Here is a 24,272-nt window from a genome sequence, read left to right on the forward strand (position 1 = left end):
AGTTTGTTTTTTAATTTCTTATACAAGCATATTATTTGTTGCCCCTTAGTACAATAATCAAAAAATTAGCTTTGATAAGAAATTAATCATGTTGATAATACTGTTTATTTTTTAATCATTTTGAGTCATTTGATAAGTTTTCCCTTGCTGATACCTATTTAATGCTCTTGCGACATCTCCATGGATTAGTGTGCTGACCCGTTCAATTATTTTCTGAGGCTCCTCCCGCATATCCTTTTTGATCCAATCCAGCAAAAGACCTACAAAAGCGAAATTATAAAAATCAGCTATAAATTTTTTATCTGTTATGGAAACGCTCATGCCTACTGCCAATTCTTCCACCACCCCAATCAGCAAGTCGTAGGTCACCGCATAAAAGTAATCCTCAATCTTTTCACGGCTGATGGAATGATATACGTTGGAAATGAAGGGTTTGTTTTTAAGAACCATTTGAAATGTCTGCAAGAACCCCTGTTGCCATGTTTCGTAGGTCTTGTTTCCATTGACAGCTCTTGCGGTCTCCTCCACGCAGATCCACTCAATTAAATCGTAAATATCCTGAAAATGATAATAAAAGGTCATACGGTTTATTCCGCAATCCTTTGCAATATCTGAAATTGTAATCTTACTCAAGGGCTTTTGTAGTAAGAGATGTTTTAGTGAGTCCTCCAGGGCTCGTTTGGTTATCTGTGTCATCCTAAGAACCTCCCGGAAATAAACTGATTATAAATTTGAGGGTATCACTAGTAATTCTATATGTTGTTTCCAATGATTGCAACACAAGAGGAAATATTTAAGATACCCATTTTTTTACTTTTTATCAAAATTAGAGAAATTGTGATAATCCTTTTGTTAGTATTAAAAAAATTCTTTATACTGGCAAGGAACCTTAAAGTGTACAAAAGTAAATACGTAAAAAAGGAGACTGCAAAGTTTAACGATTTTGCTAGTGAGAGAAAAATCTCTTGCTTAAAATTACCATATTTGGTAGTAAGAGTTTGTGCAAATGATAGAAAAGGAAAAAACAAGGATAAAATACATTGACTTTGTGCTAAAATCCAATTAAATTGTAAACATATGAAACATCCAACATTGTACGTAGTATGTAGTGTGTGAAAACAGGAGGAGAGATTATTATGAAAAAGAAAATCAGTTCTATTTTATTAATCGGAGCACTTGTTATGGGGACATTAACAGGATGTGGTGGAAACAGTTCAAGCAGTTCAGCAGCAAAGGGTTCTTATGAAGATGTTGAGTTGACCATGACTGTGAATGGTACAGACATTCAAATTGATACTAGAGTTGCACAAAAATTTGCAGAACTCGTTGAAGAAGAATCGGGCGGTAATGTAAAAATTCATGTTTATCCAAACGATCAATTAGCAGGTGGTAATGCAACAAAAGGTGTTGAAATGATTTCCGAAGGCTCCGTTGATTTGGCGGCATATGCTAGTAGTGTTATGTCAGCACTTGATGAAAAACTTCTGGTTGGAACAATTCCTTGGTCCTTTGACAACTACACAGATGCAAGAGAAACAATTGACTCAACAGGTGGAAAATATTATGAATCAGTATTAAAGGAGCAAGGTATTACATTTTTAGGCTCTTTCCATAATGGATTTAGACAACTTACCAATAGCAAGAGAACTGTTAAAACACCGGAAGATTTAAAAGGTCTTAAAATTCGTGTGCCTGGGGGGAAGTTTTCTTAGGTGTATTCAGAGCTTTTGGCGCTGACCCTGTTGCAATGAGCTGGAGTGAAGTTTTCACTGCAATCCAACAAGGTACAATTGATGGTCAAGAAAATGGTGTAAACATTACTGATACAGCTAAAATGTATGAAGTTCAAAAGTATCTAACTCTTTGGAACTATACATACGAAAATGACTTATTTGTTGCAAATTCTGCCGTTTGGGATGCTTTAGATTCAGCAACACAAGACATGTTAAGAGAGAAAGCAGTTGAAGCTTGTAACTGGGGAAGAGATATTTTAGAACAAGAAGAAGAGGAAATTGTAACAAAATTTGAAGATTACGGAATGGAAGTTACAAGATTGTCAGAAGAAGAATTGGCTCCATTTAAAGCGGTTGTTTCAGATTTAAGAACTAGCTTGATGAAGAAATATGGAAAAGAAGCTTGTACTCAATTTGGAATTGAATAATACATATATTGGTTAATTTATCTAAAGTACCAAGTAGAAGGAAGGAGAGAATGAGATGTTGAAAAAATTTCTACATCATATAGAAGAAGTTTTATCTGCTATATGTTTAGCTGTTATGACGGTGCTTGCTTTTGTCAATGTAATTTCTCGATATGTATTTAGTGCATCACTATCATTCACAGATGAAATCACTACATATTTATTTGTATTATTAAGTTTACTTGGTGCAGCAATTGCCGCAAAAAGAGGTGCACATTTAGGATTTACAATTTTACAAGATATTGTTGGTGAAAAATTACGACGTATTATGGTACTTATCGGTTATGGTTTTGCTGTATTATTCAGTGGAGCTATTTGTTACTATGGTGTATTTATGGTTTTGAGTCAATACGCAAAGAAACAAATTACATCAGGAATGCAATGGCCAGAGTGGACTTTCGGGTCATTTGTACCGGTAGGAGCATTTTTCTTAACAATTCGTTTTTTAGAAATATTTATAAAAGAAATAAATCATAAAAAAGAGAGAGATGAGGCGGAGATCTAATGGTAGCAGCTGTTTTATTCGGTGCATTTGCAATTTTACTTTTAATGGGTACGCCGATAGCAATTTGTTTAGGCGTTTCCAGCGTAGCAGCAATGATTGTCCAAGGGGCCGGAAAGCCACTAGATATTATTTTAGGAACTTTGCCAAGGCTCGTTTCATCATCAACAAGTAAGTTTGTACTCTTAGCAATTCCGTTTTTCATCCTTGGTGGCAATATCATGGAAAAAACAGGTATATCCCAAAAGTTAATTGATTTCGCACAATCATGTGTAGGTCATTTAAAAGGTGGATTAGCAATGGTCTGTGTAATTGTTGCATGCTTTTTTGCAGCTATTTCTGGCTCGGGTCCAGCTACTGTTGCAGCACTTGGTTTGATTATCATTCCAGCTATGATTAGGGTTGGATATTCACCAGCGTTCTCGGCAGCTTTAATGGCAGCAGCTGGCGCCATTGGTGTTATTATTCCACCGTCAATTACTTTCGTTGTTTTTGGCTCAATTTCTGATACTTCAATTGGTACATTATTTATCGCAGGTATTTTACCGGGGCTATTAATGGGTCTTGCGTTAATCATTACAGCCATATTGATTGGAAGACGTTCTGATTTAATGATTTTGCCAAAAGCATCAGCAGCAGAAAGATGGAAAGCTTTTAAAGAAGCTTTTTGGGGTCTTTTAATGCCGGTAATTATTTTAGGCGGTATATATGGCGGTATTTTTACCCCAACAGAAGCAGCAGCTGTTTCTGCCGTTTATGGCTTGTTTGTTGGCGTGTTTATCTATAAAACAGTTAAGTTAAAGGAATTTTATAGAATACTTGTTGATTCAGCAACAACGACATCTACAGTTATGCTTATAACCGCTGGGGCAAGCTTATTTGCCTATGTATTAACTAGAGCTCGTATTGACGTTGCAATCAGCCAAGCGTTAACAACTTTCACAAACGGAAATACAGTTGTTTTCTTTATAATTGTAAATATCGTGTTGTTAATTGCAGGTTGCTTCCTTGATTCAACTTCAGCACTTTACATCTTTACACCACTTTTCGTACCAGTAGCCCATGCTTTAGGTATAGATTTAGTACACATGGGTGTTGTTATGGTTGTAAACTTAGCAATCGGTCTTGTTACACCTCCGGTTGGCGTGAACTTGTATGTGGCCTGTGGTGTTGCAAAATGCAACTTGAAGGAAATATCGTTTGCGGCACTTCCTTTAATTGCAGCAGCAATTGTAGTGTTATTGTTAGTTACATATATCCCTATAATATCTCTGGCGTTTGTATAAAAGCAAATCTTCCAAAAAACAATCTAATGAGGTGATTCAATTATGAAAGATGTTAGTATGAATGAATTAAAAAATATCGCAGCAGATTTAAGAAAAAAAACAGTATCAATGATTTATAAAGCGCAGTCTGGTCATCCAGGTGGTTCTTTATCAGTTGCAGATTTTGTTACAGCATTGTATTTTAAAGAAATGAATATTGATCCCAAAAATCCAAAATGGGAAGATCGTGACAGATTTGTTCTTTCAAAAGGTCATGTTTGCCCGATTCAATACGCAGCCCTTGCAACTTTAGGATTTTTCCCATTAGAAGTTCTTGATACCTTAAGAGAAGAAGGTTCGATCTTGCAAGGACATCCAGATATGAAAAAATGCCCGGGAATCGATATTTCAACAGGTTCTTTAGGTCAGGGCCTTGCCTGCGGTGTTGGTATGGCAATTTGTGCAAAGCTCGACAACAAAGCATATAGAACTTTTGTTGTTGTTGGGGACGGTGAAGCTCAAGAAGGGGAAATTTGGGAAGCTGCTCAGTGTGCCAACAAATATAAATTAGATAATTTAGTAGTTTTTGTTGACAATAATAATTTACAACTTGATGGTACGTGCGACGAGGTAATGCCAAACCTTGATTTGGGTAAGAAATTTGAAGCATTTGGATTTGAAGTTTACAACATTGATGGTAATAGCATGGAAGAAATCGTTGAAACATTAGATAAAATCAACGCATCTATAAATGGTAAACCAAAATGTATTTATGCCCAAACTGTAAAAGGTAAGGGCGTATCTTATATGGAAAACGTATGTGGATGGCACGGTGTTGCACCAAATGCAGAAGAATATAAACAAGCAATGGATGAGCTTAATTCTCAAATTATATAATAAATTGTTATAAGGAGTGAATATCATGTACGATAAAAAAATTGCAACTAGAGATGGTTTTGGAGAAATGATCGTTGAACTTGGTAGAAAAAATAAAAGTATTTGTGTAGTTGACGTTGATATTGGTAAGTCATGTAAAACAACTATTTTTGCAAAAGAATTACCAGCGCAACATATTAACGTTGGTATAGCAGAACAATGTGGTGCTGGCGTTGCGGCCGGCATGGCTACCTGTGGTAAAATTCCATTTGTTGTTACATACGCAGTATTTGGTTCGCTTCGAATGTGTGAAATGATTAGACAAGAAATCTGCTATCCAAACTTGAATGTTAAGATCGCTTGCTCTCATGGTGGTGTTACACCTGCAAATGATGGTGCTAGCCATCAAAGTATTGAAGATATGGGAGTTCTTCGTACAATTCCTAACATGACTGTTGTTATGCCGGCTGATTATGTTGCAGCTAAAAAATTGGTTGAAAAATCAGCAGAAATGTATGGTCCTTGCTACCTTCGTTTTACCAGAGATGCTCTTTCTGTAATTTATGATGAAAATGCTACATTTGAAATTGGTAAAGCAAACTTATTAAAAGATGGTAAAGACGTTGCAATCATTGCAAATGGAGATACGGTAATTATCGGTTTAAAAGCTGCTGAGGAGCTTGCTAAAATTGGTATTAACGCAAGAGTAGTTGATATGCATACAATTAAACCACTAGACGTTGATATTGTTAATAATTGTATTAATGAAATTGGTAAAATTATTACCATTGAAGACCATAATATTTTAAACGGTTTGGGTAGCGCTGTAAGTGAGGTTGTTGCAGAAAGAGGAAAAGGCATGGTAAAAAGAGTTGGTATAAAAGATCAATTTGGTGAATCAGCGCCTTATGAAAGACTTTTAGCAATGAATGGTATCACAGTAGAAGATTTAGTAGAAATTGCCACTCAAATGAACAAATAATTTTTTTCTTATATAATGTCCTACGTTATACGTATGATGAATAACTTTGAATAATAAAAGGAGTGTTTTAGATGTTTCGTTTTGATGATCAAGTAGTTATTGTAACGGGGAGTGGTTCTGAAAAGGGGATCGGTCGTATCATTGCAAGTGACTTTGCTAAGCAAGGTGCTACAGTTGTAATTGCTGACATAAATCAGGAAGGCATAAATAATACAGTTCAGTTTATTGAAGGAGAAGGGGGAAAAGCCTTTGGTATCACTCTTGATGTTACAAATAAAGAGTCTGTAGATAGCATGGTGAAAACTATATTGAATAAATATGGCAGAATTGATGTCTTAGTAAATAATGCTGGTATTTCTCAAAAAGTAACAGTTGCAGACATGACATTAGAAGATATTACAAGAATTTTTAATGTTAATATGTTTGGTTTATTCCTTTGCACACAAGCTTGCATGAAACCTATGATAGAAGCTGGTTATGGTAGAATTGTTAATTTATCTTCAGTTTCTGGTAAAAGAGGCGGCGGCATATTTGGTGGTGCTCATTATTCAGCATCAAAAGCGGCAGTTCTTGGTTTCTCTAAAAACTTATCAAGAGAAATTTCTGATAAAGGCATTACAATTAATAGCGTATGCCCGGGCTTAATCAACACTGAGATATGGAAATCACTTCCCAAAGAAGATGCAGATAAAGTAATCGCAGGTATCCCTATGGGTCGTCCTGGTGAAACAAGTGAAGTTTCATCTGCCATTTTATTTTTAGCATCAAAGGAAGCTGGTTATATAACAGGCGAAGAAATTGATATTAATGGTGGTTCCCACATGGATTAAAAAATATCCTCCCAATATTCTTTTAATATTGGGAGATATCTCCTTTTTAGAATTATATACAGGAGGGACAAAATGAAAAGAATTGGAGTTTTAACAAGTGGTGGAGATGCACCAGGAATGAATGCTGCAATTCGCGCAGTTGTGAGAACAGCGTTATCAATGGGAATTGAAGTTCTTGGAATTAAAAGAGGCTATAATGGGCTCCTTGAAAAAGATGTTATAAAGCTAGATAGTCATAGCGTTTCATGCATTATTCAAACAGGTGGAACAATACTTCGGACAGCAAGATGTAAGAGATTTTACGACGATAAAAATATTGAAATTGCTGTAAAAAAAGCAGAAGAATTGGGCATTCAGGGACTAATTGTAATTGGTGGAGATGGTACGTTTGCAGGAGCAAAAAAGTTATCTTCATTAGGATTGCTGACAATAGGTATTCCAGGAACTATTGATAATGATATAGAATGCACAGACTACACAATAGGCTTTGATACAGCTTGTAATATTGCATTAGAAGCAATAGACCGTTTAAGAGATACCGCGGTAAGCCATGAAAAATGTACGATTATCGAAGTTATGGGTAGAGCGGCAGGTTTTTTGGCACTAGATGTTTCCCTTGCGGCAGGTGCCACAGATGTTTTATTGCCGGAACATAAATCTGATATCGAAAACGAAGTTTGCAAAAATATCCTGCAAAGAAAAATGCAAGGTAAAAGACATAATATAATTGTTGTTTCAGAAGGTTTTGGAATAAATATTCATGAACTAGCTGCAATGATAAAAGAAAAAACAGGAATGGAAGCTCGTACAACTGTTTTGGGACATATTCAAAGAGGTGGTCCACCTACGGTTATGGATAGAATAAATGCAACAAGAATGGGTAATTATGCAGTTAAACTTTTAGCAGATAATAGAGGCAATAGAGTTGTGGCAAATCAAAGAGGTAAAATTATTGACTATGACATTGAAGAAGCTCTTTCAATGAAAAAAACAATTGATTTTAATGACTTGGTAATTTGCAAGGAGATTTCAGGATAAGAAATTTGGCTAAATATGAATGGAATAAAAAATGTATATTTATTGTGCGCCTGTGTTGATTGAATAAGTTTATTTGTGTATAATCTTAATATAATGATTAACGGAGATGATATTATGGGAGAAAAGGACAAACTTTCAGTTCCAATTGATAATCAATCAGTCGTGCAACAAGTAATTGATAGAATAACAGAGGCTATGATATCAGGGGAACTAAGACCTGGAGATAAAATACCAACTGAAAACGAGTTTGCTGAAACGCTAGGTGTTAGCAGAAACTCTATTAGAGAAGCAATCAAAATTCTCGTTTATCTTGGAGTTTTAGAAATACGTAGAGCAGAAGGGACATTTGTGCGCAAAGGTTTTTCTGAATGCATGATTGATCCTATGATTTATGGGATTATACTTGATGAAGATGATTCATATAACGAGCTCAAAGAATTGCGTGAATTAATGGAAAAAGGCGTTATGCAATTGGCAATTAAAAGTAGTACAGCTAAAGATATGGAACTTTTAGAAGATAAATATAAAGCTTTACAATTGGCTATTGAAAGTGGAAATATTAAAGATGCTTTTGAAGCCGATAATAAGTTCCATGAAGCGGTTTCTGAAATTGGACATAATGCTCTCGTAAATAAAATTAATTCCGTTGTTCGTACGCTGACACATGACATGAGATTGAAAACAGTAACTTTCATGATTAATAATAAAGAAGGAGAAGAATTATTAAAGGTTCATAAAGACATTTACGATATTATAAAAAATAAAGATATAGACAATATTGAAGAGGTTGTCCCTAAGAGTTATTTTTATGATAAACAGGGGAAATGAGTTTAAAAGGAGGCAAATGAAATGCCGTTAGTAACAACAACAGATATGTTCAAAAAGGCTTATGCAGGTGGATATGCAATTGGTGCATTTAATGTTAATAACATGGAAATCGTACAAGGTATTGCAGAAGCAGCAACAGAACTTAGATCTCCAGTAATTTTGCAAGTATCAGCTGGTGCTAGAAAATATGCAAAACATAATTATTTAATAAAACTGGTTGAAGCAACATTGTTAGAAAGTGATATCCAAATAGCACTTCACCTTGATCATGGCGATGGTTTTGAAATTTGCAAAAGCTGTATCGATGGCGGTTTCACATCAGTAATGATTGATGGTTCTAAACATTCATTTGAAGATAATATTAAACTTACAAAACAAGTGGTTGAATATGCCCATGCTCATGGTGTTGTTGTTGAGGGCGAACTTGGTAAGCTTGCTGGAATTGAAGATGATGTTAATGTTGCAGCTGAAGATGCTAAATTTACAAAACCTGATGAAGTTGAAGAATTCATAAAAAGAACAGGCGTTGACTCTTTAGCAATCGCTATTGGAACAAGCCATGGTGCTTTTAAATTCCATCCAGGGCAAGAACCCAAATTAAGATTTGATATCTTAGAAGAAATCGAAAGAAGAATTCCTGGTTTCCCAATTGTATTACATGGTGCATCATCTGTATCCCAAGAATACGTTAAAATTATTCAAGCAAATGGTGGTCAGCTGAAAGATGCTATCGGTATCCCAGAAGAAATGTTAAGGCAAGCAGCTAAATCAGCTGTTTGTAAAATCAACATCGACTCAGACTTAAGACTGGCTATGACAGCAGGTATTAGACAATTTATGGCTGAAAAAAAAGATGAATTCGACCCAAGACAATATTTAACAGTAGGTAGACAGTACGTTAAAGACGTTGTGCAGCACAAAATTAGATATGTTTTAGGTAGTGAAGGTAAAGATCAATAAATAAAACTTATATAAATATTTAAGAGATGGGTCGAAAGTGACCTATCTCTTTTTTAATGCAATGTCGTTTTGTTATTCATTAATGATATTTGCATTTACCCTTGATAATTCTTGTAACAGAAATTTTACCACAATTGATTATTCCTTCGCCTATAATTAATAGTAAGTGACTTATTGACCTGAGAATATGAATGGTGTTTCTAAGTATTTTAAAAATAGCCTTTTAATTGATTTCAAAAGAAAAAAATAAATCTTAATAGTTTTCTTTGTATAATCTTAACATTTGTATTTTATACTACTTTTATATTAAAGTAGGGGGGAAATAAGAATATGGATGTTAAATATTTCATAAAACAATACGTTAAAAATCCAAGAACAGTAGGTGCTATTGCGCCAAGCTCGGAGAAATTAGCTTGCAAGATGGTTGAGGATATTAATTTTATTAATGCTACCTGTATTATTGAATATGGTCCAGGAACAGGAGTTTTTACAGAAAAGATATTGAATAAGAAGAAAGATAGTACTATATTTATAGCTATTGAGTACAATTCAGTTTTTTATAGATTATTAAAAGAAAAATTTAAACATGAGAAAAACTTTATCCTTATAAATGATTCGGCGGAGAATTTAAAAAAATATTTGAATAAGTATAATATTGATAAGGTTGATTACGTTGTTTCAGGTCTTCCATTTGCAAGCTTACCTGATGCTATGAGTAAAAAAATATTAGACATTACGAAAGATATATTAAAATCAAATGGTGAGTTTATAACTTTTCAGTATAGCTTATTTAAAATGAGGCTTTTTCGAATGTATTTTGAAAGAATTAAAAAGAAAAAGGTGTTTCTAAACTTGCCGCCAGCATATGTTCTAAAATGTAAAAGCTAATTATTAGTACAAGCTATTAGAATATAAAAAATGTGAGAACTCTTGTAATCAGCATTATGGCATGTATTTTGATTTCATTGTTTTTCAACAAGTTGATTTTATCTACAGTTATGTTTCAGAATTGTGTCATTTTTTATAGCACAATAGTTTTGTCAAGAATAAGCCTTTGGCTTAATATGAGGTTTCATAAGTCTGATTCCATTTTACCAAATTACAGGTTTGGGAATGGCTAGGCTTTTTCTCAGAAAGGAAGTATATTTTGGAAGCGAATATATTAGTTGTGGACGATGATAAGAGTATTAGGAATTTAATCAAAGTTTATCTTGAAAATGAGGGATATAATGCTTTTGAAGCTTCCAATGGGGCAGAAGCTTTAATCATGCTTAATGAGAATAAGTTTGATTTAGTTATTTTAGATGTAATGATGCCAATTTTAGATGGCATAAGTACTTGTGTGAAAATCAGAGAAAACTATATTATGCCTATAATTTTTTTATCGGCAAAAGATGAGGAAATCCATAAAATTGAGGGGCTAACGGTAGGTGCTGATGATTATATTACTAAACCTTTTGGTTCTTTGGAAGTTATAGCTAGAGTAAAGGCTCAACTTAGAAGATATAAAAAGTTTAATTTAGATTCTCAAAACACCAATAGTATTACAATTGACGATTTAACTATAAATTTTGATTCTCACGAAGTTATAGTCAGAGGTGATAAAATAAAGCTTACGCCAAAGGAGTTTGATATTTTAGAGTGTCTAGCTAAAAACAGAGGAGTGGTTTTTTCAGTTCAGAGATTATATGAGACTATTTGGAATGAGAATTTTGCAGTATCAGATACTTCTATTGTGGTTCATATTACTAATCTTAGACAAAAAATCGAATTAGATCCTAAGAATCCTAAGTTTGTGAAAACCGTTTGGGGAGTCGGATATAAGATATGAGGAAAAGGATAATCAACAAAGTCGCAATAAAATTACTGATACTAATTCCTATTGATATTATTATAAGTCTTATTTTTTTTGCTTCAGTTATTAGTATGATTAATCAGATCGTTGGTGACAATGTTGAGTTTTACCAGAAATATGGAGCTTTAATAGCGATTGGGAGTTTCGTTTTAGAATTGGTGGTTTTTGCAGCGATTTTTTTGATTGCAATTAATAGTAGGATTAAATACTTAAAGTACATTAGTAATAGTGTCACAAATATAAACACACAGCAATATTTAAACCCTATAGAGGTAAAAGGCAATGACGAAATTTCTCAGTTAGCTTATGATATAAATACAATGTCAGAGAGACTAAAAGAAAATTATGAAAAAGAGAGAAAGCAAGAAGAAGCAAAAAATGAGTTAATTGTTGCTATTTCACATGATTTAAAAACACCTCTAACATCTATCATTGGATATTTGGAACTTCTTAATAATGGAAAAGATAGCTTTGAAAAAAACCAACAGGAGTTTTTGGAAATCGCTTATGAAAAAAGTAAAAATCTAAGTAAGTTAATTGAAGAACTTTTTGAATATACTAAGCTTTCAAACAACTATATGAAATTAAACAAAGTTTCATTTAATGTGGCCATTTTAGTAAATCAAATAGTCGGGGAGTATGTCTTGTTTTTTTCTGAAAAGGATATAAAAGTTGAAATAGAATGTGATAAGAATGAACTGATATGTGAAATTGATGTACAAAAATTTATTAGAGTTATTGAGAATCTTTTGAAAAATGCTGAAAAATATAGTTATAGAAACTCAACTTTTAAAATTATAATGGGGGAAGATGATGAAAATATTAAGCTTTCTTTCATGAATGAGGGTCATAATATTAGTAAAGATGATTTGTTGAAGATATTTGATGAAATGTATAGAATCGATAAATCAAGAAATGCTGAACAAGAGGGTTCTGGACTAGGTCTTCCTATTTCTAAGAAAATTATTGAACTTCATGGGGGAAAGATATGGGCGGAATGCAATGGAAATAAAATATGTTTTAACATTGAATTACCTAAGGTAAGGGACAAGCTCACCTTATGAAATCTTATGAATTCCTAAGGATTCTCTTTGATTCAGAGGTATTCAATAGCAACTTTTCAAAATAAAATGCCAACACATTAAAAAGAATAAATATTACAGGGAATACTAAAAAATAAGAGTTTTTAGTATTCCTTTTTAATATCTAAGGGTAGTATTCCTTATTTTTTGCTTTCCTTGATTGATTTTATGGATATCTCATTTCTATTCTGCTAGACCGTTGATAAAGCCAATTACCCGTTCCTTTTTGGTTTCTGTTAGTTTTTCTAAATTCAAAAAAAAGTTCCAGTTCAGCTTGGCTTAAGTCGGATTTGCTTAAAAGTTTGAAATCTTTAATGTCGGTTCTACCAAGAAGATAATCAACAGAAGTGTTAAGACAATCAGCAAGTTTTACTAGCATATCAGCAGGAGGTACAGCTTTATCAATTTCATATCCGCTAATTGTTTCTTGTGATACTCCAACTTCTATGCCAAGGGGCAAGGCGAACTTGAGTCATATTCTTAGCCTCTCGCAGTTGTTTTAATCTTTGCATATTCACCATCTTTCCCTTCGTTATTGATACAATGCCTAAAAAGAAATTTTTGTGAGAGTATAACTTATTTAACAACAGGTTCGGAATTTTTAAATTCAACAGTATCAAAAAATTCACTAAGGGTTATTCCCAGACCATCACACAATTTTTTAATTGTAAATACACCAGGGTTTTTAGTTACACCATTCATTATATCATTTATAGTAGAACCCGTAGCACCAGACATGGTACAAAGTCTACCAACAGTAATACCTCGTTCATAGCATAAAGCATTTATTCTATCTATTATTAACTTTGATTCTTCCAAAATAATCACCTCGATAATCGGTATTCCGATAATATTATCCCATATACAATAGTAGGAGTAATTCGGAATACCGTTGACTTTATTATTACAAATAGCGTATACTTATATTCGGAATACCGAATAATAGGAGGCGTAATTATGGTTTTTAAAAAAAATTCGTTAAGTTTTAGCGGTAATAGCAAACAAAGTCTTCCAAAAAACAAAGATAAAATGCAAAAATTAAAATTTAGAATAAGGGAGCAAATTGATAAAGCAATTAAAGAAGGAGCAGACACGTTTTACTTTGGAGCGTGTTATGGATTCGATTTACTGTGTGCAGAAATTGTGCTTATGCGAAAACGAGTGATACATATATTAGAGCCAAGGGTAATAAAGCTCATTGCAGTAGTTCCCTACGAAGAACAGCCAAAAAATTGGAACGAAGTGAACCGAGAACTATATTTTGCTACTCTTGCTCAGTGCGATGAGGTGATTATCTTAAATGCGAAATATCATCAAGGCTGTTTTCACAGGAGAGACCGATATATGGTGGACAATAGCAGTAAAATGATTTGTTATTTTGATGGTAGTAAAGGCACCCCCTACACTGTAAAATATGCAGAGAAAAACAAAGTACAAATAATAAATCTATATGAAACCTAATAAATTGGAGTCACAAAGGTGACTCTTTTTTATTTACAAAAGAAAGAGGGAAAAGAAGAGTAACAATCATGAATCCTACAAACGAAAAAGGTGAAGTCTTTGATATCCTTGGAAGGGGAGGATTTTGAAAATTTGCCATAAAACAAATTGCACCATTCTAAAAGTTAAATGAAATAATAAAAATAGAAAAATTTAAAATAATGTAAAAATGAATAAAAATATTTATATACAAATTAAAATAAATATTTTTGTTCGTTTTGTATATTGTCTTTGAATTCTTGTTGTGATATAAATAATTAAGAATATTTTTTCTGTTAACTGAATAATTAAGAACAAAATATTTAATAGTTGATTTCCATTAATTTTTCAATTTTAAGAAAAGGATGGTGAAGATGGGATTCGTAGGGCTTTAGATCATTTGTTCAATAAAAGGAGATAAAAAATGAATCAAGAAAAAGGAATTTTATTTGAAAAATCATACCAAGAAAATTTAAAAGAGATGTTTTTTTATGCCGATGCTGATCCAGAGCATGGGAAAAGAATTTTTTTGGATAATTCAGGCGGATCATTAAGATTAAAAAAAGCAGTAGATGTAAAGTGTTCCTTAGAGATGTTTCCTGATTGTCCAGAGAGAATTCACGAACGTTCTTTATACTTAAAAGGTTTGGTTGAGCAAGGGACAAAAGACATATTGGAAATTGTATTTGGGGCGAAAAGCGGTGCCTTAATAACAGAGTTAACTGCTTCTCAAACTATGTTTCAAGCCGTAGGAACGATAATGGAAAATGTGAAATGGGGCTCTAATGCTGTTACTTCTTCTATAGAGCATCCTTCTGCATATGACGCTATGCAATACTATTGCGAAAAAACAGGGCGAGAGTTCAGGGTAGTACCTGCCAATAAAAAATCAGGTGGCATTGATCCAGATGAAGTAATGAAATATGTAGACAAGGATACATGTGTATTAAGTATTATGTCTGCTTCTAATATTTCTGGGAATATTATGGACATTGCTGAAATTGTAAGAAGGGCTAGAGAAGTGAATCCAGATATTTATATTATCAGCGATGCAGTACAACATGCACCACATGCGGTAATGGACGTAGAGGCTCTGGGTGTGGATGCTATGAATTTTGCGCCATATAAGTTTTTTGGTGTAAGAGGATGTGGATTTGCTTATGTATCTGATCGAGTTGCGACAATGAGACATCACAAGCTCCTCGCGAAAGATGAAAACGTATGGGAGCTTGGCACCTCTGCCCCAGGTAACTTTGCGGCAATGATGGAAGTTATAAAATATGTTTGTGAGATAGGTAAAGAGGACTGCAATTCTTCAGACAAAAGAGAAGTTTTTAAAGCGGGAATGCATCGTATTCATTTACAGGAAAGAGCGTTGTTAAGCCGCATGCTGGATGGTACAAAAGAAGTTCCCGGTTTGAGGGAAATTGAAGGTGTACATGTTTATGTGGATACTCAGGATATCAGCAACCGAGACTTAATTGCTGCAATTGGAATTGATGGTATTGGCTTTACAGAATGTGTAGCTGAATATCAAAAGAGGGGGATTACTGTATACGAGCGAATTAACACCAGTGTATACTCTAAGCGAATTGTTGAAGCATTAGGTTTGGAGGGTGCGATTCGTGTATCACCCATGCATTGTCAAGGTATTGATGATATTGACCAATTTTTAAAGATAACCAAAGAAATTGCTGACGAATATAAGTGCTAAGATAGAACTGGGGGATTACTGATGGATTTTTTTAAAAAAATGTCGTTAGGAAAAAAGATATTAATAGGTATTGCAATTGGTTTGGCAATCGGATTTATTTCTCCAAGAGCTGCTGAGATTATTTCTCCATTAGGAACTGTATTTTTGCGTTTACTAAAAATGTTGATTGTACCATTGGTGTTTTTTAGTATTACCAGCGGCGTATGTAAAATGGGAGATGTAAAACAGCTTCGTACCGTTGGATTACGATTTGTATTATATATTTTAATCACATCAGGTTTATCAGCCTCTGTTGGTGTAATCGCGGGCTTGATTGTGAAACCTGGAACTGGAACAACTGAGTTTCTAAATACTGAAGCACAAGTTGAAAGTGTTTCTTATAATTTTATCGACAACGTAGTATCTTGGGTACCGGATAATGTTGTTAACGCAATGGCTACTGCAAATATGCTGCAAATTATTGTATTTGCTATTTTCTTAGGAGTTGCGTTACTTTCATTAGGAGATAAAGTAAAGGGTTTTGTTTCCGGTATTGATCAGGGAAGTGAAGCAATGCTTAAAATCACTGCCTATGTAATGGAAGTTTCTCCTATCGGCATTGCATCTTTGATGGCAACAATGGTAAATACGGTTAGTGGTGCCACAATGAAGGAAGTCATTACATTCTTAATAACAGATAATGTTTGTGCATTATTAATTTTGTTTGTACTCTATCCCTTTATTATTAAGGTGTTGGCAGGTTTAAACCCTTTCAAGTTTATGAAGAAAATTACAGAGCCCATGTTGGTTGCTGTTACAACAACATCATCAGCGGCAACACTTCCTGTATCCATTAAAGTTGCCGAAGAAAAACTGGGTGTACCTGAAAATATTTATGGTTTTACACTTCCGTTGGGAAATACCTGCGGCATGAATGGTTTTGCCTTATTTGTTGGACTTTGCTGTATATTCGCTTCTAATCTTTATGGTTTTGATGTTACATTTTCCAGGATTATTCAATTTGTTTTCTTAGGAATTATTTTATCTGTAGGCGCTGCAGGCGTAAAGGGTGCGGGTATTGTTATGTCCACAGTTTTATTGGAATCTCTTGGTATGCCACTAAGCTTAATACCGATTCTTGCTGCTATATGGCCAACCATTGACCCTGCACATACGGTTCTTAACAATGTGAGTGACTTGGCAGGTACTACCTTGGTAGCAAACTCTCTTGGCAAGTTAGATAAAGAGGTATTTGAAAATAGTTAATCAATTAATCAATTAAGTATAAGTATGGAATTAAAATAGAAAGCTTGTATTCTAAAAACTGCACTTTGCAAACAAAGTGCAGTTTTTAATATTGAAAAATAATTAGTAAAGTTTCAATTTGGATGTATACTCATCAATTAGTTGAAGTTTTTCTGTATTTTGTTTGCCTATTTTTTTGCAGATATAGGTAGCAAGGACTTCTGCGGTATACAATGAAGGTATCATAGAATTAAAAAAGCTAATAGAATTTACAGTGTGTGTAAAAAGGAATGTGGCGTATTGCGCAAGGGGAGCAGTAGGTGTATCTGTAAGAACGATAACGGCTGCTCCTTTTTTATAGGCCAATTCTGCCGCAAGACGTGTCAACTCCGAATACCTTGGGTAGCTTATGACTATTAAACAATCATTTTTACCAATATCACTTAAAAAATCAAAGGTGTTACAACTTCCCGATGGTTCTGCAAAAACGTAAGGCAAAGTATCCTTTAAAATAACAGAAAGAAAAGACGCTACACAATGGTTTCCTCTATTTCCAACAATATATTTCGTTCTGGACTGAATAATTTTTTCGCTTGCCTTGGCAAAGAGCTCATCTGAATTATTGAGTATGGCAGATTTAATATTATCTTGTGTAATGATAGATATGTCATCCCGAATGGATCTTTGAGGCAGCAAATCAGCAGTTTTTGCCAATTTGAAAGTAGGAATATTCGCAGAATCACCAAGGGAGGAAATATAGTTATTGTAATATTTTCGGATCGTTTGTTGGTATTCTGAATAGCCGGAAAAACCTAGGGCACGGCTAAAGCGAATAATAGATGAGTGACTAATTTCAAGGGTTTTTGCCAGTGATGTTGAAGTTATAAAGCAAGCATCTTTGAAATTTGCCAATACATAATCAGCAACTAATCGTTCTTTTTTAGTTAGTTTTGCATTTTTCACTAATTCCTGAAATTCAGGTATCATAACAGTCACTCCTATAAAATAATTCTAATTATATCAAAAAAAAAGGTTTGCGTCAAAATTCTGAAGTGATTTATAAAATAGATGCAGTTTTTATTCTGATTTAGATTAGTTTCGTTGATTAAAAGATTAAATAAATTCTTGTGAGAATTTAAGCTTCAAGGTGCATTAGCCTATAGGCATGGGTCGCCAATTGCTAAATTATAACAAGCGTTCACAGTCGTGTCCACTTTAATTATATAAATACTAATAGTAAAGGGATATGGCAGCATTGGTGGGTGAGAGAATTGTAGAATTATTGTATATTGCTACATAATATGAAGTAAGCATATTGCAAGTCTTACTAGTAAATCGCCTATATAATCTGAATTTCAAACGAGGAGTTGTTTGCATGAATTATGATAAAGAGCCGGAATTAACTGGACGTATTGTTTTTCCTAACGATCCACAATATAATCAGGCTCGCAGTGAATTTAATACTTTTTTTAATAGATTTCCATTGGTTATTGTATTTGCAAGAGAAACGCAGGATGTAACGAATGCCATACGCTGGGCACGATTGAGAGATGTGCCAATCCGTGTACGATCTGGTCGTCATAACTACGAAGGGCTATCAGTGCTTGACGCCGGTATCGTTATTGATGTCAGTGAGATGAAGCAAGTTGATCTTGATAGCGAGTCTGGCATTGTCACAGTGCAGACAGGACTGCGTGATTTTGAACTGGCAGAAGTATTAGGAAAGGAAGGTCTGGTGGTACCGCCCGGACTATGTCCTACCACTGGAATTGCAGGATTCACGCTAGGTGGTGGACAAAGCAGTCTGTCTCGGCAATGGGGATTAGCCATTGACAGCTTGGTTGAGGTGGAGATGGTCGATGCAAATGGCTATGTACTTTATGCAAATGATAGACAGAATTGTGATTTATTCTGGGCATTGCGTGGAGGCGGTGGAGGCAACTTTGGTGTTTGTACTTCTTTCCGTTTCCGAACGCACCATATTGATACGGTGGCTTATGCACGGATTGATTGGGAGATTCAAGATCTAAAATCGGTTCTGCGGGAATGGCAGCAATATACACTACCATGTGCCGACCAGAGAATTACGCCATTGCTTTCCATTGTTTCGGGTCAGCAGCCACAATTGTTTATGCAAGGAGTTTTTCTTGGTTCAGAGAATGAGCTGAGATATTTGCTACAACCACTGCTTATGTCCAGTCCACCAAAAGAGGTTACCATCGAAGAAATGCCATGGCTTGAAGCGGCGGCTCGAATAGGAGCTACCCAGCCGGATACACCGGAGTCCTTCAAGAGCGTGGGGCCTTTTATTGAGCAGTTATTACCTGATAAAGCAATAGATATTATCGCGTATTTCATTCGTGAAGCTCCATCAAGCTTTACAGCCTCTGTACTATTTCATGGGTTGGGTGGGGCAGTAGCAGAAATAGGGAATACGGAGACAGCGTATTTTTATCGCAAAGCGCTTTCAAATATGTCTCCATGGGCTACATGGGATGCTCCAGAGGGAGCGGCACAGGGTATTCGATGGGTGGAGGATTTCCGTAAAGCTATGCATCCTTACACATGGGGCGTGTATGTTAATACCCCTGATTTGCAGATTGAAAATTGGCCAGAGGAATACTATGGCTGCAATTTTGAACGATTGACCCACATTAAGGCCAAATATGACCCTATGAACGTTTTTCATTATCCCCAAAGCATACCACCTGAATTTTGTGACTAAAAGTGATATATAAGTTGTATAAAACCTTTTCGTGAACAGAATTTTGGTTAAAAGTATTTTAAGAAACTGCTGTTTGAAGGTAGATGTAGAATTGAAAAAACTAAAAATTTACTACAACGTCTTCTTAAAGCCAGATTTCTGCAGAAAGTTGAAATTTGACAGAGAATTAAGATAGACATGAGGTTAACTACTACCACGAAAATTATAGGAACCTAAATTGGAAGTGCGCAGACAAATTGTCTGACATATTTCATACAAAAACAGACCTAATCCTGATTTTGGGGATTAGGTCTTATTACATTGTTCTCAATATCAGGGTCTCAACTAATTTTGTAATCTTTTCTTTCATTCGTGGGTTAGCAGAAACTTGTATTTCAGATCCATGGAAAAGATATTTTTACATTTAATGGTTGTCTTTTTGTGATTGGCTGATAGGCCCTCATTTATTTAGGATTCAGAGTAATAGTCTGAAGTAGAATGTTTGTGAATTATGAAAAATAACAATTAATAACAAACTATCTATAATAAGTCTTATAAATTGTCATCACATTTAATTATTATAGTTTGCATAAATCTATACATTTTTTTATCCATTCACAAGTCATTTCCTCACGCATGATAGCCCCCATTAAAACCAAGTAATCACCAAATTCATTTGTAGATTTATCAGGGATACAATCAAATTTCTTTTGATTGTTTTTAAGATGATTTAATCTTGCTTGATGCCTTACTAAATGATTTTCCAAGAGTTCCAGTCTTTCGTGTTCAGGCAGACTACTGGAATAAAAAACCCGTAATCGAAAGACATCTTTAGGGGTATCACCGATTGGAGCATCACAAGAAAGCCATTCTAAAAAGCTTTCTCGGCCTGCTTTTGTTATTGTATAAAGTTTTTTTTCCAAGACAGTTCCTGAAATTTCTATTTCATATTCAATCATTCCTTCTTCGGTCAATCTCTTTAATTCAGGATAAATCTGACTATGATTAGCTGACCAGAATTCACGAAGGGTTGTTTCAAAATGTTTCATGAGCTGGTATCCAGTCATGCTTTGTTGATTTAAAAGCCCTAATAGAGCATATTTTAAGGTTCTCATATTTATCATTCTCTTTCTTTTCAATTATAGTTATTCAAAATTCTATCACAAAAAGCCGGATATTCCAATAGCTCTTGTTACTAGTTAACAATTTTTAAACGTTTATTTTATAACATGTATACATTGACATGTTTATAATTACATGTTACTATTTTGTCAAATAATAATCAAATTAAAAGGGAGGTTTTAAAATGAATTTAACAAAAAGAAGATGGGTTATTTTGTTAGCATGCTGTTTAATCAATCTTTGCTTAGGTTCTATCTATTCATGGAGTGTTTTTGCTTCATCAATGGCAGATTTTTTAAGCAATACAACTGGTGTAAAGCTAACAACAGGTGATCTAGCAATCGTTTATACCATTGCTAACTCCGTTGGGCCTATCACAATGATTACAGGTGGCTGGTTTAATGACAAATTTGGCCCCAAAAACGTTATACTCGTTGGTGGACTTATGTTTGGTGGCGGTATGGTAATTTCAGGGTTCGCAACAAGTGTAAATTTCTTAATTGTATCTTATGGATTGATCTCAGGCTTAGGCTTAGGTATGGCTTATGGTTCCACAATCAGCAGCTGTATTAAGTTTTTCCCTGATAAGAGAGGCTTGATTGGTGGTATTACTACTGCAGTTTATGGATTTAGTTCTGTAATACTTCCTCCAATTATTACACTCATTGTGAATGCTTCTGATGCAACGGTTGCTTTTAAGGCTGTTGGTGGTGTGTTCCTCGTTGTTGTTTGTGTAAGTGCATTAACAATCATTCCATGTCCACAAGGATTTGTTCCTGAAGGCTGGACACCTCCAGCAACAAATGCTGGTTTGGGCGGTGTCAATAAGGATTGGAAGGAAATGCTGAAAAGCCCAATCTTTTATATCATGTTACTACTTTTAACATGTGGAGCATTCTCAGGCATGATGATTATATCTCAAACATCTGCAGTTGCTAAAAACTTAGTTGGTATGTCAGCATTGGCTGCAAGTACAGCAGTATCTGTCTTAGCATTATTTAACGTAGCAGGTCGTATTTCTGCAGGATATATTTCCGATAAAATCGGTAGAATTAACACTTTAGCTGTTGCTTGTGTACTTTCTGTTATTGGATTAATTCTTTTATACTTAACATCAGAAGGAAACATTATGTACTTTTATGCAGGGATTTCTGTTGTTGGCATTAGCTTTGGCTCTTTTATGGGCGTTTTCCCAGGCTTTACTGCTGATCAATTTGGACCTAGAAACAATAGTGTGAATTTCGGGATTATGTTTATCGGTTTTGCACTTGCGGGTTATTTTGGCCCAACAGTAATGAGAAACGTGTATGCAACAGACGGTGCTTACCAGCGTGCTTTCCTTATTTCGTGTGCGTTATGCGTGGCAGGCCTTATGTTAACTTTTGTATATAGATTTGTTAAGAAGAAGCAAGTAAACTAAAATAATTTGATAAAGGAGCATAAAAAAATGAAAAAATATCCTAATCTCTCTAAACCTATAAAACTTGGAAATGTTACATTTCGCAATCGTATGTTTGCTTCACCTATAGGAGCAACAGATATCAATGCTGATTGTGTGCCCGGTGAAAGAACTCGTGCTTTTTATGAATTACGTGGAAAAGGTGGAGCTGCCGCTGTCACTATGAGTGAGCTTGTTGTTCATCCTGAGACAGATGGCTCTCATATGTTACATTTAGATCTACAAACAGTCGGTGCTCTTGCAAGCTTTACATTTTGTGCAGACTCTATTCGTAGACATGGTGCAGTTGCTAGTATTGAGCTTTCTCACTCTGGTCAATATGCAGGAACCTATATGGCTGATAAAAACAAGAAGCAGGGCTTAACACAGTTTGGCCCAAGCGATGGTGTACGTCCTGATGGAATGAAGGTTAGTGCACTTACAAAAGAGCAAATTGCTGATATTGTTAAAAGTTATGCAGAAGCAGCTACTTTGGCTAAGCGGGTTGGCTTCCAAATGGTGATGATTCACGCTGGTCATACTTGGTTGTTGAATCAATTTATTTCACCTTTCTTTAATAAAAGAACAGATGAATATGGCGGTAGCTTTGATAATAGAATTCGTTTTACGCTTGAAGTTCTGGCGGCTGTTCGTGAAGCTGTTGGGCCTATGTTCCCCATTGAAATTCGTATGAGTGGTTCTGAATTATTTGAGGGTGGGTATGACTTACAAGAGGGTATCAAAATTGCCAAAGCTGTTGAGCCATATGTTGATTTAATTCATGTTTCAGCAGGGTCATATCAATTTGGATTTTTCACAACGCACCCTTCAATGTTTGGGGCACATGGTATGAATGTATATCTTGCTGAGGAAATCAAAAAACATGTTTCAAAACCTGTAGCAACCATTGGAGCGTTAAATGATCCCGAAATGATGGAAGAAATTATTGCTTCTGGTAAGGCTGATGTTGTTTATATGGGACGTGCATTATTGGCTGATCCATACTTGCCACAAAAAGTTGTTGCAGGCGAAGACGACAAAATTGTAAAATGTTTACGTTGCTTTGCTTGTATGGCTGAACGCCCTATATCTCAAACACGTCGCTGTGCAGTAAATCCTTTGATTGGGCGTGAAATAGAAGGTACAGAAGTTCCTGTTTCAAGAAAATCTAAAAAAATACTTGTTGTTGGTGGTGGGGTTGCAGGATTAAAAGCTGCTGTAACATCTGCACAAAGAGGCCACGAAGTTATTCTTTGTGAAAAAGATAGTGAGCTTGGCGGCATCTTAAAATGTGAACAGGCCATTGACTTTAAACTGGAAATGTATCAATTAGGCCTTGCGTTGGAAGCACAAGCAAGGGAAGAGGGTGTTGAAATTCGTTGCAACACTACAGTTGATAAAGCATATATTGAAAATATTAAGCCGGATGCAGTGATTCTGGCAGTAGGATCTTCTCCTATTGTTCCTCCATTACCTGGAATTGATGGTGATAATGTAGTTGTTGTTAATGACTATTATAAAAATAAAGAAAAGGTAACAGATTCTGTTATTGTTTTAGGTGGCGGTTTAGCAGGCTGCGAATGTGCAATTCACTTAGCTCAAGAAGGGAAAACTGTACATTTGGTTGAAATGAGAGATGAATTGGCTGTGGATGCAAATATTAGACATCGTCCTATTTTGATGAAAATGATTGATGAATTAGTGAATGTACACACAGGATTGCAAGGCCTTTCTATTTCAGATGAAGGTTTATTATGTAAAGATAAAGATGGAAAGAATATCCTTATTCCTGGTACAACTGTAATCTGTGCTGTTGGACAAAGAGCAAATAGACATATTGTTGAGGAATTATATGATGTAGCGCCAATTGTACGGGAAATTGGTGATTGTATCAGACCAAGTAATATCACAAATGCAATGTATGAAGGTTATCACGCAGGTTTAGATATTTAAACTATATGGGATAAAACCAGTATAAGGTCTGTATTAAGTTGCTAGTGTTTTCCATTCAGATGGATAAATTATCAGCTTATAGAATTTAGAATATAAAAAGGCTAAGTCGGGTGAGTTATATCCCAACTTAGTCTTTTTATATTTTATAAACTAATCTTATAATATTGAGTGGGGCTCTTTATTTTTCCAAACTAGGGATGTATGGTAAATAGAAAAAGAA

24 protein-coding genes are annotated in these 24,272 nt (G+C 34.8%); 19 read left to right on the forward strand and 5 right to left on the reverse strand.

The annotated features are described in order from the left end of the window. Positions 1-111: 111 nt before the first annotated feature. Positions 112-696, reverse strand: a complete 585-nt coding sequence (locus NE558_RS08640; RefSeq protein ID WP_256149618.1) for a TetR/AcrR family transcriptional regulator — start codon at positions 694-696, stop codon at positions 112-114. Between the two features lie 440 nt (positions 697-1,136). On the opposite strand from NE558_RS08640, the gene dctP (NE558_RS08645) reads away from it, so the two are divergent. The 13 genes from dctP (NE558_RS08645) to NE558_RS08705 all read left to right on the forward strand — a co-directional run bounded on the left by dctP (NE558_RS08645) (position 1,137) and on the right by NE558_RS08705 (position 12,400). Further along, positions 1,137-1,712, forward strand: coding sequence for a TRAP transporter substrate-binding protein DctP (dctP, locus tag NE558_RS08645; RefSeq protein ID WP_256149619.1), 576 nt, complete (start codon positions 1,137-1,139; stop codon positions 1,710-1,712). A gap of 35 nt (positions 1,713-1,747) precedes the next feature. Further along, the gene (gene dctP / locus NE558_RS08650; protein WP_256149620.1) at positions 1,748-2,161 is read left to right on the forward strand and encodes a TRAP transporter substrate-binding protein DctP; all 414 of its coding nucleotides are present in this window, start codon (positions 1,748-1,750) and stop codon (positions 2,159-2,161) included. Between the two features lie 55 nt (positions 2,162-2,216). Next, a complete protein-coding gene (locus NE558_RS08655) occupies positions 2,217-2,705 on the forward strand; it encodes a TRAP transporter small permease (protein ID WP_256149621.1) in 489 nt (162 codons plus the stop codon). After that, positions 2,705-3,988, forward strand: coding sequence for a TRAP transporter large permease (locus tag NE558_RS08660; RefSeq protein WP_256149622.1), 1,284 nt, complete (start codon positions 2,705-2,707; stop codon positions 3,986-3,988). The genes NE558_RS08655 and NE558_RS08660 overlap by 1 nt, the downstream gene beginning before the upstream one ends. Positions 3,989-4,030: 42 nt before the next feature. After that, on the forward strand, positions 4,031-4,864 hold the full coding sequence (locus NE558_RS08665) for a transketolase (RefSeq protein WP_256149623.1): 834 nt from the start codon (positions 4,031-4,033) through the stop codon (positions 4,862-4,864). A gap of 25 nt (positions 4,865-4,889) precedes the next feature. Beyond that, positions 4,890-5,825: a transketolase family protein gene (locus NE558_RS08670; RefSeq protein WP_256149624.1), complete on the forward strand. Its 936-nt coding sequence runs from the start codon at positions 4,890-4,892 to the stop codon at positions 5,823-5,825. Between the two features lie 71 nt (positions 5,826-5,896). Next, entirely contained in the window at positions 5,897-6,655 is a 759-nt protein-coding gene (locus NE558_RS08675) for an SDR family NAD(P)-dependent oxidoreductase (protein ID WP_256149625.1), read from the forward strand. Between the two features lie 72 nt (positions 6,656-6,727). Further along, entirely contained in the window at positions 6,728-7,693 is a 966-nt protein-coding gene (pfkA, locus tag NE558_RS08680) for a 6-phosphofructokinase (protein ID WP_256149626.1), read from the forward strand. A 114-nt stretch (positions 7,694-7,807) separates the two neighbouring features. After that, complete coding sequence (locus tag NE558_RS08685) at positions 7,808-8,521, forward strand: FadR/GntR family transcriptional regulator (RefSeq protein WP_256149627.1); 714 nt, start codon at positions 7,808-7,810, stop codon at positions 8,519-8,521. A 21-nt stretch (positions 8,522-8,542) separates the two neighbouring features. Beyond that, the gene (fba, locus tag NE558_RS08690) at positions 8,543-9,481 is read left to right on the forward strand and encodes a class II fructose-1,6-bisphosphate aldolase (protein ID WP_256149628.1); all 939 of its coding nucleotides are present in this window, start codon (positions 8,543-8,545) and stop codon (positions 9,479-9,481) included. A gap of 330 nt (positions 9,482-9,811) precedes the next feature. Further along, a complete protein-coding gene (locus NE558_RS08695) occupies positions 9,812-10,369 on the forward strand; it encodes a class I SAM-dependent methyltransferase (RefSeq protein WP_256149629.1) in 558 nt (185 codons plus the stop codon). A 259-nt stretch (positions 10,370-10,628) separates the two neighbouring features. Continuing rightward, on the forward strand, positions 10,629-11,312 hold the full coding sequence (locus NE558_RS08700) for a response regulator transcription factor (RefSeq protein WP_256149630.1): 684 nt from the start codon (positions 10,629-10,631) through the stop codon (positions 11,310-11,312). Next, positions 11,309-12,400, forward strand: a complete 1,092-nt coding sequence (locus NE558_RS08705) for a sensor histidine kinase (RefSeq protein ID WP_256149631.1) — start codon at positions 11,309-11,311, stop codon at positions 12,398-12,400. Before NE558_RS08700 ends, NE558_RS08705 begins: the two co-directional genes overlap by 4 nt. Positions 12,401-12,584: 184 nt before the next feature. On the opposite strand, the gene NE558_RS14765 is transcribed toward NE558_RS08705, so the two are convergent. Next, positions 12,585-12,878 carry a helix-turn-helix domain-containing protein gene (locus NE558_RS14765; RefSeq protein ID WP_420314589.1) on the reverse strand — a complete coding sequence of 98 codons (294 nt, stop codon included), beginning with the start codon at positions 12,876-12,878 and terminating at the stop codon, positions 12,585-12,587. Between the two features lie 116 nt (positions 12,879-12,994). Continuing rightward, complete coding sequence (locus NE558_RS08710; protein WP_312060244.1) at positions 12,995-13,246, reverse strand: helix-turn-helix domain-containing protein; 252 nt, start codon at positions 13,244-13,246, stop codon at positions 12,995-12,997. A 129-nt stretch (positions 13,247-13,375) separates the two neighbouring features. Between NE558_RS08710 and NE558_RS08715 the strand changes: the two genes are divergently transcribed. From NE558_RS08715 to NE558_RS08725, 3 genes are all read left to right on the forward strand, one after another. Beyond that, entirely contained in the window at positions 13,376-13,879 is a 504-nt protein-coding gene (locus tag NE558_RS08715; RefSeq protein WP_256149633.1) for an SLOG family protein, read from the forward strand. Between the two features lie 442 nt (positions 13,880-14,321). After that, the gene (locus NE558_RS08720; protein ID WP_256149634.1) at positions 14,322-15,611 is read left to right on the forward strand and encodes an aminotransferase class V-fold PLP-dependent enzyme; all 1,290 of its coding nucleotides are present in this window, start codon (positions 14,322-14,324) and stop codon (positions 15,609-15,611) included. A 21-nt stretch (positions 15,612-15,632) separates the two neighbouring features. Then, positions 15,633-16,856: a dicarboxylate/amino acid:cation symporter gene (locus tag NE558_RS08725; protein ID WP_256149635.1), complete on the forward strand. Its 1,224-nt coding sequence runs from the start codon at positions 15,633-15,635 to the stop codon at positions 16,854-16,856. Positions 16,857-16,958: 102 nt separating this feature from the next. On the opposite strand, the gene NE558_RS08730 is transcribed toward NE558_RS08725, so the two are convergent. Further along, positions 16,959-17,822, reverse strand: a complete 864-nt coding sequence (locus tag NE558_RS08730; protein ID WP_256149636.1) for a MurR/RpiR family transcriptional regulator — start codon at positions 17,820-17,822, stop codon at positions 16,959-16,961. A 388-nt stretch (positions 17,823-18,210) separates the two neighbouring features. Here NE558_RS08730 and NE558_RS08735 point away from each other — a divergent pair, with 388 nt between their 5' ends. Continuing rightward, positions 18,211-19,560: an FAD-binding oxidoreductase gene (locus NE558_RS08735; protein WP_256149638.1), complete on the forward strand. Its 1,350-nt coding sequence runs from the start codon at positions 18,211-18,213 to the stop codon at positions 19,558-19,560. Positions 19,561-20,117: 557 nt separating this feature from the next. Here NE558_RS08735 and NE558_RS08740 read toward each other — a convergent pair. Then, positions 20,118-20,654: a PadR family transcriptional regulator gene (locus NE558_RS08740; RefSeq protein WP_256149639.1), complete on the reverse strand. Its 537-nt coding sequence runs from the start codon at positions 20,652-20,654 to the stop codon at positions 20,118-20,120. 191 nt (positions 20,655-20,845) lie between these two features. Between NE558_RS08740 and NE558_RS08745 the strand changes: the two genes are divergently transcribed. Together NE558_RS08745 and NE558_RS08750 are read left to right on the forward strand one after the other, a co-directional pair. Further along, positions 20,846-22,081 carry an OFA family MFS transporter gene (locus NE558_RS08745; RefSeq protein ID WP_256149641.1) on the forward strand — a complete coding sequence of 412 codons (1,236 nt, stop codon included), beginning with the start codon at positions 20,846-20,848 and terminating at the stop codon, positions 22,079-22,081. 27 nt (positions 22,082-22,108) lie between these two features. Continuing rightward, complete coding sequence (locus NE558_RS08750; protein ID WP_256149642.1) at positions 22,109-24,052, forward strand: NAD(P)/FAD-dependent oxidoreductase; 1,944 nt, start codon at positions 22,109-22,111, stop codon at positions 24,050-24,052. Positions 24,053-24,272 lie beyond the last annotated feature (220 nt).

The organism is Anaerotignum propionicum (genome assembly GCF_024461735.1).
Taxonomy (GTDB): Bacteria; Bacillota; Clostridia; order Lachnospirales; family Anaerotignaceae; genus Chakrabartyella.

Bases quoted from the DNA above. Each gene is read 5' to 3' on its own strand.
- NE558_RS08735 (WP_256149638.1), top strand. From the start codon at position 18,211: ATGAATTATGATAAAGAGCCGGAATTAACTGGACGTATTGTTTTTCCT.
- NE558_RS08675 (WP_256149625.1), top strand. From the start codon at position 5,897: ATGTTTCGTTTTGATGATCAAGTAGTTATTGTAACGGGGAGTGGTTCT.
- NE558_RS08670 (WP_256149624.1), top strand. From the start codon at position 4,890: ATGTACGATAAAAAAATTGCAACTAGAGATGGTTTTGGAGAAATGATC.
- NE558_RS08725 (WP_256149635.1), top strand. From the start codon at position 15,633: ATGGATTTTTTTAAAAAAATGTCGTTAGGAAAAAAGATATTAATAGGT.
- NE558_RS08665 (WP_256149623.1), top strand. From the start codon at position 4,031: ATGAAAGATGTTAGTATGAATGAATTAAAAAATATCGCAGCAGATTTA.
- NE558_RS08750 (WP_256149642.1), top strand. From the start codon at position 22,109: ATGAAAAAATATCCTAATCTCTCTAAACCTATAAAACTTGGAAATGTT.
- fba (WP_256149628.1), top strand. From the start codon at position 8,543: ATGCCGTTAGTAACAACAACAGATATGTTCAAAAAGGCTTATGCAGGT.
- NE558_RS08640 (WP_256149618.1), bottom strand. From the start codon at position 696: ATGACACAGATAACCAAACGAGCCCTGGAGGACTCACTAAAACATCTC.
- NE558_RS08660 (WP_256149622.1), top strand. From the start codon at position 2,705: ATGGTAGCAGCTGTTTTATTCGGTGCATTTGCAATTTTACTTTTAATG.
- NE558_RS08685 (WP_256149627.1), top strand. From the start codon at position 7,808: ATGGGAGAAAAGGACAAACTTTCAGTTCCAATTGATAATCAATCAGTC.
- NE558_RS08705 (WP_256149631.1), top strand. From the start codon at position 11,309: ATGAGGAAAAGGATAATCAACAAAGTCGCAATAAAATTACTGATACTA.
- NE558_RS08745 (WP_256149641.1), top strand. From the start codon at position 20,846: ATGAATTTAACAAAAAGAAGATGGGTTATTTTGTTAGCATGCTGTTTA.
- dctP (WP_256149620.1), top strand. From the start codon at position 1,748: ATGAGCTGGAGTGAAGTTTTCACTGCAATCCAACAAGGTACAATTGAT.
- NE558_RS08730 (WP_256149636.1), bottom strand. From the start codon at position 17,822: ATGATACCTGAATTTCAGGAATTAGTGAAAAATGCAAAACTAACTAAA.
- NE558_RS08655 (WP_256149621.1), top strand. From the start codon at position 2,217: ATGTTGAAAAAATTTCTACATCATATAGAAGAAGTTTTATCTGCTATA.
- NE558_RS08720 (WP_256149634.1), top strand. From the start codon at position 14,322: ATGAATCAAGAAAAAGGAATTTTATTTGAAAAATCATACCAAGAAAAT.
- NE558_RS08715 (WP_256149633.1), top strand. From the start codon at position 13,376: ATGGTTTTTAAAAAAAATTCGTTAAGTTTTAGCGGTAATAGCAAACAA.
- dctP (WP_256149619.1), top strand. From the start codon at position 1,137: ATGAAAAAGAAAATCAGTTCTATTTTATTAATCGGAGCACTTGTTATG.
- NE558_RS08740 (WP_256149639.1), bottom strand. From the start codon at position 20,654: ATGAGAACCTTAAAATATGCTCTATTAGGGCTTTTAAATCAACAAAGC.
- NE558_RS08695 (WP_256149629.1), top strand. From the start codon at position 9,812: ATGGATGTTAAATATTTCATAAAACAATACGTTAAAAATCCAAGAACA.
- pfkA (WP_256149626.1), top strand. From the start codon at position 6,728: ATGAAAAGAATTGGAGTTTTAACAAGTGGTGGAGATGCACCAGGAATG.